This is a genomic window from Mucilaginibacter terrae, from assembly GCF_031951985.1.
GTDB classification, from domain to species: domain Bacteria; phylum Bacteroidota; class Bacteroidia; order Sphingobacteriales; family Sphingobacteriaceae; genus Mucilaginibacter; species Mucilaginibacter terrae_A.
Map to the genome: position 1 here is coordinate 727,466 of NZ_JAVLVU010000001.1, position 13,532 is coordinate 740,997.

13 protein-coding genes and 1 other RNA gene are annotated in these 13,532 nt (G+C 40.8%); 6 read left to right on the forward strand and 8 right to left on the reverse strand.

Going from position 1 to position 13,532, the window contains the following annotated elements:
- Position 1 precedes the first annotated feature (1 nt).
- Entirely contained in the window at positions 2 to 907 is a 906-nt protein-coding gene (locus QE417_RS03005) for a DUF1338 domain-containing protein (protein ID WP_311947427.1), read from the reverse strand.
- A 73-nt stretch (positions 908 to 980) separates the two neighbouring features.
- A complete protein-coding gene (dinB, locus tag QE417_RS03010) occupies positions 981 to 2,168 on the reverse strand; it encodes a DNA polymerase IV (RefSeq protein ID WP_311947428.1) in 1,188 nt (395 codons plus the stop codon).
- Positions 2,169 to 2,241: 73 nt separating this feature from the next.
- Here dinB and QE417_RS03015 point away from each other — a divergent pair, with 73 nt between their 5' ends.
- From QE417_RS03015 to QE417_RS03030, 4 genes are all read left to right on the forward strand, one after another.
- Entirely contained in the window at positions 2,242 to 2,796 is a 555-nt protein-coding gene (locus tag QE417_RS03015) for a 2'-5' RNA ligase family protein (RefSeq protein ID WP_311947430.1), read from the forward strand.
- Positions 2,797 to 2,883: 87 nt separating this feature from the next.
- Positions 2,884 to 2,982, forward strand: an RNA gene (gene ffs / locus QE417_RS03020) — signal recognition particle sRNA small type.
- A gap of 129 nt (positions 2,983 to 3,111) precedes the next feature.
- A complete protein-coding gene (locus QE417_RS03025) occupies positions 3,112 to 3,393 on the forward strand; it encodes a GNAT family N-acetyltransferase (protein ID WP_311947431.1) in 282 nt (93 codons plus the stop codon).
- 15 nt (positions 3,394 to 3,408) lie between these two features.
- On the forward strand, positions 3,409 to 4,383 hold the full coding sequence (locus tag QE417_RS03030; RefSeq protein WP_311947432.1) for a YpdA family putative bacillithiol disulfide reductase: 975 nt from the start codon (positions 3,409 to 3,411) through the stop codon (positions 4,381 to 4,383).
- Positions 4,384 to 4,449: 66 nt separating this feature from the next.
- On the opposite strand, the gene QE417_RS03035 is transcribed toward QE417_RS03030, so the two are convergent.
- Positions 4,450 to 5,040, reverse strand: coding sequence for a DUF6580 family putative transport protein (locus tag QE417_RS03035; RefSeq protein WP_311947434.1), 591 nt, complete (start codon positions 5,038 to 5,040; stop codon positions 4,450 to 4,452).
- Positions 5,041 to 5,192: 152 nt separating this feature from the next.
- On the opposite strand from QE417_RS03035, the gene QE417_RS03040 reads away from it, so the two are divergent.
- Positions 5,193 to 5,930 carry an SRPBCC family protein gene (locus tag QE417_RS03040; RefSeq protein ID WP_311947435.1) on the forward strand — a complete coding sequence of 246 codons (738 nt, stop codon included), beginning with the start codon at positions 5,193 to 5,195 and terminating at the stop codon, positions 5,928 to 5,930.
- 70 nt (positions 5,931 to 6,000) lie between these two features.
- Here the strand turns inward: QE417_RS03040 and QE417_RS03045 are convergent, their stop codons facing one another.
- Positions 6,001 to 6,837 (reverse strand): sialate O-acetylesterase, encoded by an 837-nt coding sequence (locus QE417_RS03045; protein ID WP_311947436.1) that lies wholly within the window; start codon positions 6,835 to 6,837, stop codon positions 6,001 to 6,003.
- A gap of 182 nt (positions 6,838 to 7,019) precedes the next feature.
- On the opposite strand from QE417_RS03045, the gene QE417_RS03050 reads away from it, so the two are divergent.
- The gene (locus QE417_RS03050; RefSeq protein ID WP_311947438.1) at positions 7,020 to 7,229 is read left to right on the forward strand and encodes a hypothetical protein; all 210 of its coding nucleotides are present in this window, start codon (positions 7,020 to 7,022) and stop codon (positions 7,227 to 7,229) included.
- Between the two features lie 179 nt (positions 7,230 to 7,408).
- Here the strand turns inward: QE417_RS03050 and QE417_RS03055 are convergent, their stop codons facing one another.
- From QE417_RS03055 to QE417_RS03070, 4 genes are all read right to left on the reverse strand, one after another.
- Entirely contained in the window at positions 7,409 to 8,446 is a 1,038-nt protein-coding gene (locus QE417_RS03055) for an NAD(P)-dependent alcohol dehydrogenase (RefSeq protein WP_311947439.1), read from the reverse strand.
- Between the two features lie 115 nt (positions 8,447 to 8,561).
- Positions 8,562 to 11,039 carry a response regulator gene (locus QE417_RS03060; RefSeq protein ID WP_311947440.1) on the reverse strand — a complete coding sequence of 826 codons (2,478 nt, stop codon included), beginning with the start codon at positions 11,037 to 11,039 and terminating at the stop codon, positions 8,562 to 8,564.
- Between the two features lie 4 nt (positions 11,040 to 11,043).
- Positions 11,044 to 11,850 carry an alpha/beta fold hydrolase gene (locus tag QE417_RS03065; RefSeq protein WP_311947441.1) on the reverse strand — a complete coding sequence of 269 codons (807 nt, stop codon included), beginning with the start codon at positions 11,848 to 11,850 and terminating at the stop codon, positions 11,044 to 11,046.
- Positions 11,851 to 12,152: 302 nt separating this feature from the next.
- Positions 12,153 to 13,463: an NAD(P)/FAD-dependent oxidoreductase gene (locus tag QE417_RS03070; RefSeq protein WP_311947442.1), complete on the reverse strand. Its 1,311-nt coding sequence runs from the start codon at positions 13,461 to 13,463 to the stop codon at positions 12,153 to 12,155.
- Positions 13,464 to 13,532 lie beyond the last annotated feature (69 nt).

Below are 13,532 nucleotides of genomic sequence, written 5' to 3' on the forward strand. Positions count from 1 at the left end.
TTTACGACTTGGTTTGGCCGGTGTAAGTGCTTTCAAAAATCTTATCGGCATTATTGGTTTCAAAACCATCGCGGCGGTGTGCATTCGTAATTTCGCCAGCAGGCAGGTTTGCATATTGGGGCAGTATCAAACGCTCGGCAAATTCTACGTAACTGCCTGCAATACTCATGGTATCTCCATCAGCAAAGGTAGCTTCCTGCATTTCGGCCACGGTACTGCTTTGTTTAAGTAGTTTATCGCCGCTTATTTTGATAATTCCGCCCGAATTGTTAAGCTTAATTCCAAGAGATTCTACAAAGGTGTCAAATTCCTCCAGCGTATTGTAGCCATCATTGAGCGCATGCACACTAATGGTGTAATGATTTAAATAATAGCGGTTGTAAATTACCCAGGCAGCATACTCGCTTTCTTCCAACAGCTTTACATAATCGGCTTTGGTGGGTAGAGGCCATAACGATTGGTGGAAGAACTCACCTATCTGCTCGCCATTATTTAAGTCGAGACTGTCCACCGGGTCGGCCTGTATAGGGTCGGTATATTGATGTATGATCTGCTGTACTTCAGGCGAAAGCTGGTCTACTACCAATTCGCTCATAAAAATGCGTGGGTATTCTTCGGTTGGTGGAGCGTACCAGTAAGCATTGAGTTTTTTACCCTCAAAATAATAGTAATCGCGCTTTTGATAGCCATGATGAAGGAATATCTTTTCAAACGATTGTATACCTAAATGTGGCACCCCTAACGTCCGGAACGCAATATGGTCATTCACAATTTCATGCTGCGAGCCCACCACGCCATGCTCAACCAGGGCATTCGTTATTTTTTTAACTGCCGGGACTTTTTCCTGATAACGTTCAAAAAGCATATTCAGAAATGTATCTAACGGGGTTTGGTGGCTAAACTTCATATCTCTCAGGGTTTACATGAGTAAATATAAGAGGAATACGCGCTTGTTCAGCAAAATGCCACAAACATGTTAGCTACGTAGTGGGATGAAACGGGTTGAAGTTACGCTGCGTAATTTCCATGCCTGCCGCCCTGCACACCGTTTTATTGCCAAACTTGAAGTTAATGGTATCCATTGCTTTGTAGAGCTTTATTTGCTCCTCGTTATCTTCAAACAAATTAATTTGATAACTGCCGCTGCAAAGCTGGCTCAACTTAACGCCTATTAATCGTACGGGCCGATGTTGGTTCCAGGCACGTTTAAGCAGGTTTTTAATTCCGGGAATAAGAATATGTTCAGCTGAGGTAAGCGCAATTTTCTCTTGCAGGGTATGAGTTTCGAAGTTGGCATAACGCACCTTAATAGCCAGGCATGATGCCAGCTTATTCTCGCTCCTCAGCTTGAAAGCCAGTTCTTCGGTCATTGACACCAGGATGGTTTCGAGCTGGCGGCGGTCTGCAGTATCTTCATGAAAAGTATGCTCGGTAGAAATAGATTTACGGTCGCTGTGCGGAACAATCTCACTGTCGTCAATACCATGGGCTTTATCCCAAATGTATTTACCGGCTTTGCCAAACAGGCTTTCTAAAAAACGGATATTGGTTTTTTGCAGGTCGCCAATTTTTTCGATGCCGTATTTGTAGAGTTTTTCGCAGGTTTTTTTACCAAGCATAGGTATTTTGCCAATGTTGAGCGGAGCCATAAACTCCTTTTCAAACCCGTGAGGTATACGCAACTGCCCGTTAGGCTTAGCTTGGTTAGTGGCCATTTTAGCAACCGTTTTGCACGATGCCATGCCGAAAGATATAGGCAAGCCGGTTTCATTGATCACGCGCTGGCGCAGGTCGATTGCCAGTTGGTAAGGGTCATAAAAGCGATCCATGCCGGTAAGGTCTATATAAAACTCATCAACCGAGGTTTTTTGGTACAAGGGTACCGAATCATGAATAATCTGTGTTACCTCCCGCGAGGCTTCTGAATATCGCCCGTGACTACCCTTTAAAAATATGGCATGGGGGCATAACCTGTACGCCTGGCTGCTGGGCATGGCCGAGTGTATACCATAGGCACGGGCCTCATAACTGCACGAGGCCACTACTCCCCGCTCCTTTGAGCCGCCGATGATTACCGGTTTGCCAATCAGATCAGGATTCAACCGACGTTCAACCGATACAAAAAACGAATCAAGATCAATATGTACAATATGCCTTTGCGCTTCCACAATACAAATGTTGAAAAATCATTTGATATTTTACTAATTTTATTAGCAATTTTGTGTTGTAAAATTTATTGCGATGAATGATTATAACGATTACTTATTTCTGCTCGAACCATCGGATGTGGTGAAAAAACAGGTAGAGCACTGCAAACTAAAAGCAAGCGAATATATAGGCACCTACCCTGGTGTTAAAGGTACGGCGCACTTGAGTATATGTATGCTGGAACGGCAAAAACCGCATATTATTAATTCGTTTATTGAATCGATTAAGAATAAAATTAACAGTATGCCGCCTGTTACACTCCAGGTTAATGGCTTTGAATACTTTGTTCATGGCGAAGACCGTATGACAATTTACGCCGCCATTAAACCAACTTTTAAAAGCGATAACTGGTTTGCGCTTTTACGCAAGCAACTAAATACTAAAAAGCTCATTACACCACACATCACAGTTACCAAACATATTACAACAGATGATTTTTACAAGCTATGGCGCGAACTGCGTTTAGTGCCTTATAAAGAAAGCTTTACGGTTGATAAGCTTACCATTTTGGTTAAAGAAACCTTTAAGCCTAACGCAAAATATGATATTTATGAAAGGCTATATTTTAAGAACGAACTAAAGTACTAAACAATTTTTTCGGGTTGACCATCAACCCCTTAACAACAACTTTACATTTAATTAGCCAAAAACCGTAAAAATTTCTACTTTTGTGACGGGTAAGTCTTTTACGACCAGCTCCTCTTGAACTCCCCCAGGGTGGGAACGCAGCAAGGGTAGAGAGTTGAGCGGTGCGATAGAAGTAGCTTACCCATTTTTATTTTCCGGGATTTTTCGTCTTTACATTCTCCTTTCCCACCCCTACCATCATATCAATATCATTATACTACTTAATCTACGCGGTTTGTGTGTTTTGCGCGTTTAAATCCTTTAAATTGGGCAAACATGCAAGTAAAACATCATACCACAGGCGAAGACGGGATTTTTTATATAGATGAGGATGGCAAACGCCTGGGCGATATGCGCTATATGATTGTCAACAACAACCAGATGGATATTTACCATACCGAGGTTGAAGTAGATGCCGAGGGCAAAGGGCTGGGTAAACAACTGATTGATGCCGGTGTAATTTATGCACGCGAAAAGCATTATAAAATTATTCCATCATGTACATTTGCCAAATCGGTTTTTACCAATAACCAGGACTATAAAGACGTGCTGGCTTAAACATTCTTTTAAACTATGCTCGATATTGTAATTATTGGCGGTGGCCCCATTGGTTTAACCTGCGGACTGGCCGCTCAAAAGGCTGGCCTAAGCTTTGTTATACTCGAAAAAGGTACGCTGGTTAATTCATTATATAATTACCCATCAACCATGACCTTCTTTTCTACATCGGAGAAGCTCGAAATTGGTGGTTATCCCTTTGCTACTACTCATGTAAAACCTAACCGGGCCGATGCACTGGAGTATTACCGCAGGGTAGCATTGAGTAATGAATTGCCGTTACGTTTATTTGAAGAAGTTTTGACCGTTGATTTAATTGATGGTGCCGAACACAACACTAATGCTTACAGGGTTGTTACGACCAAGGGCATTTACGAGGCTAAGCGTATTATAATAGCTACCGGTTTTTATGATATAGCTGTAAATCTTGATATACCGGGTGAAGAATTGCCCAAGGTTAAGCACTACTATCAGGACCCGCATTTTTACACCTTGCAAAAAGTGGTTGTGGTGGGTGCCAGTAATTCATCGGTTGATGTGGCGTTGGAAACTTACCGCAAAGGTGCCGAGGTTACTATGGTAGTGCGCGATGGCCAAATTAGTAACAGGGTAAAATACTGGGTTCGTCCGGATATTTCAAACCGTATTGAGGAAGGCAGCATTAAGGCTTACTTTAATTCGAACCTGAAAGCCATACGCGAGCATGAGGTGGATATTGAGACTCCCGATGGCATTATTACGATCGCTAACGATTTTGTAATGGCCATGACGGGCTACAAACCTAACTTCAATTTCCTGAAAAAAGTAGGTATAAAGTTATCTGAAGATGGCAAATACATCCCGCAATACAACCCCGAAACCATGGAAACCAACTTGCCCGGTATTTATTTGGCCGGCGTGGTTTGTGGTGGCATGGATACCCATTTGTGGTTTATTGAAAACTCACGGGTACATGCCGAAATGATTTTAGGAGATATACTTAGCAAGTAATAACAAAAAGGCCATGCTGAAATATTTCAGCATGGCCTTTTTGTTATTGATATAATTTTTTAGCTATTAAGCAGTAGCTCGCTCAGTTGTTTTAACCGTATACCTGTTTTTCACAAAAGCATATCCTCCAAAAAGAACCGCACCAAATATTGCATCTGCAAGCAACATATTGCGCTCAAACGGAATAGCCAATAAAAGCGATTCGAAATAACCTAACAGGCCTTTGTCATAATAACTGCTGTATAGCCAAGGCTCAATGTCGGTTAACAGCCAGTGTACGGCTACGCTGGCCAATGATGCAAGCAATACATTGGTAACGTTTGCTTTTTTTATTAAGCTGCCAATAAAAACCATAATAATTAGGCTTCCGTATAACCACAAAGCACTGTTGCCATACCATAACACAATTTTACTCATGTACAGGTAATTGATAAAAATATCGGTTACAAAAAGTGTAATTATTGATACCAGTCCAGCTTTCCATTTATCAGCAAAGTAAGCTCCGCCAAATATAGCTACCGCCCCCATAGGCGTAAAATTACTTAGGATTGGAAAATTGAAGCTTAACAGGCGCATTAGTCCGGTTGATATTACCGAGGCCAGTATAACCCATATTAAAGCGGGAACGCTAAGCTTAATTTTTTGTATTGACGACATTTTTATTCGGGGATGTTAATGTTAGCAAAGTTATTAAAAATATGGTAATGGCGATTGAACGGCTAAACATTCGCAGAGGTAAATAAAATTTCAGTTAACGAAAACTTTAAATTAAAACGATGTGTTTATCAAATACCTATAAAAACATTGTTATGGCAACAAATGCATTAGAAAAAAAACCATTAATTGAAGGCTGGACCGAAGCTCCTATTAATTTGGAGTGGCCGGAGCGCTATGTATCAATAGCTGGCGGCGTTAAAATGTCGTTATCAGGTTTAGCAAATATTTTTAAAAGCCCGTTTACCAGTATTTTAAAAATTGGTGCAGGTGGCTATTTAATTAACCGCGGCATAACCGGTCATTGCGAAATTTACTCAAGGGTTGGAAAAAAGAGTACCGAGCCAGTTAACGTAAATATCCGTTCGTCGTACATTGTAAACAAACCAAGACAGGAAGTTTATGAATTTTGGCGACAGCTGGACAACCTACCTAAATTCATGAAGCACCTGGAAACTGTTGAAGTGCTGGATAGTAAACGCTCTCATTGGGTACTAAAGCTACCCATTAACGTTGCTAAAGTTAGCTGGGATGCCGAAATTGTAAACGACGAACCTGGTTATGCCATTGGCTGGAGCTCATTGCCCGGATCGATGATTGATAATGCGGGCAAAGTGCGTTTCCGCGATGCCGAAGATGGAAAAGGTACACTTATCGATGTGGTTATCAGCTATACTCCACCTGCCGGTGGCTTAGGAACCGCGTTGGGCCATGTGCTTAATCCACTGTTCAAAAAGATGGTTGATGAAGATGTGCGCAACTTTAAGCAATATATTGATATTGACGAAAACGACACCGCCCATGCAGGGCACTTGCATAGCGCTGCTTTGTAAACACCACTATCAAGCTTTGAAAAACAAAAGCCGTAGTTTAACAACTACGGCTTTTTACATTTTATGGTGATTACTTTATTAAAGTTTTTTGAACCTCAAGCATTTTATCAGCATAACGTCGGCCCAACTCATCGGCCGATGCTCCATCAAAATGCAGCATATCACCTTTTTGGGTTAGTCCATAGGCCGACACTACTGCAGTAAAAGGCGCTTCTTGTGGTAGCTTATTAAGCTGCTCATTAAATATTGTATGGTTAGGATGAAATTCGCCCAGCTCGCCCGCAATAAATGGCAGCTCGGAATTTCCTACCAGTTTTCGTAAACGGGCAATAAGTTCTTTCAATTGCTCGGGGTACTGATTTACTTTTGCAGCACCCGAATTAGCCTCACCCTGATGCCATATAACACCTTTTACAATGCCATAGTTCATTGCTGTTTTTATACGCTCAACTGCGTCATCATACGGGTGGGTTTTGGTAGCTTCATCATATGCTCCGGGCAGCCATTTTTCAATAGATGTACCACCTACCGCACAAGGTACCAAGCCAATTTTTATTGCCGGGTTAGCTTCGGCCATTTTTATGCCAAATGCAAGTCCCGGCCCCGCTGCGGCAACACCCGGTTTATCATAGTGCAAAGGGTGATGGGCTACCACCCAATCACCTTGTTTAGTTAAAACCAATACACTATCATTTGCCTCATTCTTCATTTCCGGAGTTATGGGGCCACGGCCAGCCATGTTTGACTGCCCCATAAGCAGGTAGATTTCAAAACGGGGATTTACATTTCGCTTAACCTCAGATCCATTGTTTTGTATGGTTGTACGCTCCTGAGCAAATATTTGAGCCCTGTTGAATATACATGTCAATGTTAACAACCAAACACACAACCCTTTATTTATTTTCATGGATATTAGCAGTTAAATAAAATTACATGAGCAAATTACGTAAAGCTTATATTAAGTTTTAAAATAAGTTTCAGGGGAGTGAATATCTCTTTATATCTTTTCAAAAAAAATTAAATTAGACGTTTGCAACAGGAAACAATCCGAGAATTGCATCGTTACTTTAATATAAAACTTTTAAGCATATGATTTCGAAAGAAGAACTTTTAGAGGGGCTTGAGCTATTGTACACAGGCAAAGCATTTAAAGGCTTTAAAGAAGAAAATCCATTTGTAACATTCTTAGGTTTCGACAGTAGCGGATGGTCGAATATATGGGTTAAATACCGTGGTCGCGCAGTATTTACCTCATTACGCGATGTTATGCTTAAGCGCGATACTATACCAAGCGTGTAGAGCTTTATAATGATTCCTCACATCAAGTATTATGCTTGCAGATTATAAATTTGTAATGTTTAAATCTGCATTACTTTTTATGTAACGGAATAACATCTTACTTAGATAAGTTATGTATATATATGAAAATGGCCGTGTTATGCAGAAAATAACACGGCCATTTTTTTATTCACGGATGTTTACAAAGTTGCAATATCAATCACAAAGCGGTAACGCACATCTCCTTTTTCCATACGTTCGTATGCATTGGTGATATCTTTGATGTCGATCATCTCAATATCTGATACGATGTTGTGCTCGGCGCAGAAATCCAACATTTCCTGAGTTTCTTTAATACCACCAATGCCCGAACCGGCAATACTTTTACGGCCGCCTAAAAGGGCGAACGGATGCACTGCATATTGTGATGGTACACCAACACCTATCAAAGTACCGTCGGTTTTTAATAATGATACGTACATGTTCATATCATGATCGGCAGATACGGTATCGAGGATAAAATCGAACGTGCCTTTAACCGCTTCAACCTGTGCGGCATCTTTAGTTACTACAAAGTGGTGAGCGCCTAATTGTTTGGCGGCTTCTTCTTTTGAGGCTGAAGTACTTAATACCGTAACTTCGGCACCAAAGGCAACACCAAACTTAACACCCATGTGGCCTAAGCCGCCTAAACCAACTACGGCAAGTTTATGGCCTTTCCCTACTTTCCAGTGGCGAAGTGGCGAGTAAGTGGTAATACCGGCACACAGTAAAGGTGCTGTGGCGGCGAAATCTAATTTTTCGGATATGTGCAGCACAAACTCTTCGCGCACTACAATGGTGTTCGAATAACCACCGTATGTGGGTACACCCTGTCGATCAAGATTATTATACGTTTGAGTATTTCCGTCGAGGCAGTATTGCTCCAGATCGTTTTTACAGTTTTCGCACACCTGGCACGAGTCAACCAAACAACCAACACCTGCCAGTTGGCCTACTTCAAAGTTTTTTACATGGTCGCCCACTTTAGTAATGCGACCAACAATTTCGTGGCCGGGCACCATTGGGAATATGCCAGGAAACCAGTCGTTTTTAATTTGGTGTAAATCTGAATGGCAAACACCGCAAAACTGAATTTCGATCTGTACATCATGTGCACCAACCTCACGGCGTTCAAAATTCCAAGGGGCTAAATCAGTTTCGGGGCTTTGCGCCGCGTATGCTTTTGCTTGAATCATAGTTAGAGTTTTTTACATAACAAAAATACGCGCATTAGTTTGAGGATGGGTTAAATAAATCAAACCATTGATTGCAAAATTCAAACTATGATTTGAATTTACAGGGTTGAATGATTTAACTGTCAAGTTTGGCTTTCCAAAAATTCAGCTTGGAATAAAAGTTATCAAAATCAAATGGTTTGGTAATATAGTCGTCCATGCCGGCAGCAAGGCACTCCTGCTTATCTTTTTCGTAAGCTCCGGCCGTCATGGCTATAATAACCGGTCGGATGTTCTCATACTCTTCTATTATTTTGCGTGTAGCCTGCAACCCATCCATTTCGGGCATCTGCACATCCATCATCACAATATCGTAGTGTTGCCGCTTTAAAGACGACATTACCTCCAGGCCATTTGATACTACATCGCAATTAATGCCTACATTTTTTAATGCTTTAATTACTATCTTTTGATTAATAACATTGTCTTCGGCAACTAAAATACTTATACTACTTTCAAGGGGTGGTGCAATATTAGCATACATGGCAGTTTCTGTCTTATGTTCACTTTCAGTAGTCGAAAGTTTATCTATAAGCATTTTATAAAGATACTCTTGCTTAATAGGTTTGTCTAAAACGGCAGCAAACAAGCTTAATTCCCTCCTCTTTTCGGGCGGAAAATGTGCCGCCGAACTAAATAATATAATGGGTGTTTTTCTGCCATAAAGATCAACAATGTTATGCGCAACTTGTATTCCATCCATTTGTGGCATCAACATATCCAAAATTATGATATCGTATTTTTGGCTGGCCATACTGTTAATGCCGTCTTGTGGTATATCAAATACATCTGCGTGTATTCCCCAATGTTCGCACTGGCCTTTGAGTATACGTAAGTTGGTACGGTTGTCGTCAATAATTAATGCGCGTTTGCCAATTAAATCTTTTGGCGCTACCAAAGGCTTATATTCCTTAACATTGCTTTGGGCTTTAATATTTACAGTAAAATTAAAAGTGGTTCCTGCCCCAAACTCGCTTTCTACCCAAATGCGGCCATACATTTTTTCAACAAGGCGGGCACTAATAGCCAGCCCTAAACCTGTACCACCATATTTGCGCGTGGTAGATGAATCTACCTGCGAAAACGAGGTAAACAGCTTATGCATTTTATCCTGCGGAATGCCTATGCCCGTATCCTTAACTGAAAATTCCAGTTCGTGCTTGCTTCCGTTTTTATTAACCAACTTAATGCTGGTTAGTATCTCACCCTTTTCGGTAAACTTTATGGCATTACCTACCAGGTTAACCACAATTTGCCGCAGGCGGGTCATATCTCCTATAACCTCTAAGGGTACATCGTTATCTATCTGGTACAGCAGATCAATGTTTTTTTCGTGCGCTTTGTAAGCCAGCAGGTCATAGGTTTCTTCAATAACCTTATAAATAAAAAACGGATGTTCCTCTAAATCAAGTTTCCCTGATTCAATTTTAGAGAAATCAAGGATCTCATTTATAATTTCAAGCAAACTGTCGGCACTAATTCGTATCGATTCGAGGAAATCTAACTGCTCACTATCAAGGCTGGTATTGCGCAACAAACTGGTCATGCCAATTACGCCGTTCATAGGCGTACGTATTTCATGACTCATATTGGCCAAAAAATCCGATTTTGCCCTATTTTGTTCGTTAGCTAATCGGGTTTGCTCTTCCAGCTGCTGATTGAGTTCTTTAAGATGTTCTGCGTAAAAATATTCCTGAGTTACATCATCAAACGTCCATAACATACCGCTAACATGTTCGGATATTGCCGGAGTGCAACACACGTTTAATACCAGGGCACGTGGACGTTCAAAAATCCATTTCCAGTCTTTAACCTGTTTGTCTTTTGATCTGAAAAGCTCCATTCCCCGTTGCGAAATTTCATCGCTGTTACAGGCTTGCGCGCGCAGTAATTGCATAGCAGCCGATAAACGTGACGGGGTAATGTCTCCACCCTTAACGCCAAATATTTTGGCTGCATTATCATTTACCCAACTGTTGTTGCCGCTATCATCAATAAAAATAATACCCTGTGAAACCGTTTGAACGATTGCATTTACCCTTACCTTTAAATCTTCGAGAGAATAATAGGTGCGCGATAGCCGGATGTTTTCGAGTATTTTATTGAGGCAGGCTTGGGCAAACTCCATAAAATCCTCGTTAAAATCAAATGATTTGTTCCAGCCTAATAAAATAAAACCGTCTACATCCAGTTGATGAATGGGTAATGACATTACACAGGTAGGTTCACCAATATATTGCAGCAATTGTGCGGAGAGATGGTCACCGGGTGTATCAAAACAGCATGGTTTTAACTCCTGCGGGATACCCTCAAGTAGTTCCGGTTCAATAAAATTCAGATTTTGTTTGCCGGTTTGCGCATCAATAATACGTACAGTAACTGCATCTTCTTTTTTTACAACAATTAAATGGTTTGCGCCGGTTAGGTCCTGTAAATAATGAATAGAACTTTGGAGGGTAGTAAACCAGTCGAGATATCCATCGGGCACACCCAGCAGGTCTATAAAACGTAGTGCTTGCCTGGCCCAATTGATATTTGTTTTAATGCTTTCCAAACTGTTAAATAAAGGTTTTCAATGCTTTAATTACTTCATCTGGAGCGCTTATGTGCGGAAAATGCCCTTCAGCATTTAAAAATTCCAGCCTGCTATTGGAGATGTTTCGGTGTAGATATTGTGCTACCTCGGTAGGTACTGCTATATCATTTTGTGAATGTAATAAGAGCGTTTCTATATTTAAGCCAGATAGTTCTTTACGCACATCTGATTCAAAAATTACTTTAGCTACCGATAAAGCAATATCTGGCCTTACCGACAATAGTGATTTAGCAAAATCGCTTCCTAAATTGGGTTTGTCGGCGTTAGCCATTGCTGCTGCCGAAAAACCACTGGCCCAGGCATAATAATTAAGGGTCATGCCTTCGTACATACTATCAAGCACAGGCTGGGTAAAACCGCCAATATAGCCTTCACTTTCATCATTCAGGTAACGGGGCGATGCTGTGGTAAACACCAGCTTAGAAAAATATTGTGGTGCTTTAACGGCTGCCAGCATGGCTATCATCGAACTAACTGAATGCGCTACAATAATTGCATTTTCAAGCTGTAAAACCGACGCAATATCAAGCAGGTCGTTAGCGTAAGTATTAAGGGTTTGGTACTTAATTGGACTATATGCGGCAGGATCAGATTTACCGGCACCAACATTATCATACAGCACCAAACGATAATCATCTTTAAAGGCTTGCTTTACTTGGTGCCAGGCAGTTTGGTCGGTTCCAAAGCCATGTGCAAAAATTATTGTTTGTTGGGCATCGGGGTTTCCTTCGATGCTTAAGTTATGTTTTTGTTTTAAGGTAGACGGCATATTTAATATAGATGTACAACTATTACTTACGCTAAAGTAAATTATAAACTATATTATAAAAAACCACCTGTGTATCATTATTGTAATAAAACAGCTATACATACCAATTACAACTTTTTTGTTTAAGAATTATTATTAAATTTATAGTTAAATGCCAATTTTGATAAATATGTTGTAACAATTATTAAAAACAAATGATAGACAGTATCTCCATATGATGGCATTCAAATAGATATTATTAATGCTAAGTGCGTTTAATAATATGCGTTTAATTGGAGTGAACTTATCTAAAATGTTCCTAACTATTTGGCAATCGGCTCGGTCATCATAGTTTCGGTATCAAAATAATGAATGATTAAGCGGTTGTCGGTATTCTTAGTAAAATAGTTAATTAGCCAGTTACAAAACACTACCAACTTATTACTAAATCCTGCCAATGACATGATGTGCACGAACAGCCATACAAACCAGGCAAAAAATCCCTGAAAACGCAGCTTACCCAAATCGGCTACTGCCTTATTACGGCCAATGGTAGCTAAAGAGCCTTTGTCGCGGTACTTGAAAGGTTTTGTAGCCTCGCCCTTTATTATATTAATAATGTTTGCCGCTAATTGTGCACCTTGTTGTATAGCAACCGGAGCAACACCCGGATGTCCGTTAGGTGAATCGACGGTTATCATAGCCGCTACATCACCAATGCAAAATATATTTTCATAGCCCTTAACCCTGTTAATCTCATCAGTTTGTATACGTCCGCCACGTAAAATCACTTCTTGCGGAATGCCCTCCGGAACTTCGCCCTTTACGCCTGCTGCCCAAAAAACATTACGGGTTTTAATATTAACGCCGTTGTCGATAGCTAAATCATTACCATTGTAACTGGTTACATGAACGTCGTTATAAATAATTACGCCCATCTCATTCAAAAACTGCTTAGCTTTAACCGATGCTTGTTCAGACATGGAGGCTATCAACTTAGTTTTCCCTTCGGCCAGGTAAACCTTCATGTGTTCGGGCTTTAAATCAGGGTAATCTTTGCAAAGCATGTTAGTCTGCATTTCGGCCAAGGCACCGGCCAGTTCAACACCGGTTGGCCCTCCCCCTACCACCACAAAGGTTAGTAAGGCATCGCGCTCTGCAACATTGGTGGTAACGGCGGCTTTTTCGAGGTTTTGCAATATAAGGCTGCGGATATTCAGGGCTTCGGGCAGGTTTTTCATGGGCATGGTAAAGTGCTCCATTTCCTTATTGCCAAAAAAGTTAGTGTTAGCACCGGTTGCAATGGCCAGGTAATCGTAATGTACATCTCCAAGTGTTGTACTTACGGTATTAGCAACCGGATTTATTTTTTGTACTTCGGCCATATGAAAGCTGAAGTTTTTTTGACGGGTAAATATGCGCCTGATAGGAAAGGCTACGGCATCACTCTCAATTGCGCCTATGGCAACCTGATATAGTAATGGCTGAAAGGTATGGTAGTTATGCTTGTCGAGCATTACTACTTCAACATCGGCGTCTTTAAGTTTGCGGGCAAGGTTTACACCACCAAAACCGCCACCTATAATTACCACACGCGGTTTTCCGGTGGATTTTCCTAAATACATTTCTGCCATTAATAGCTTGTTATAAAGTTTTGTATTAAACTCCTGTAAACTCCTTATGTTTGAAAGACTATAAAAATA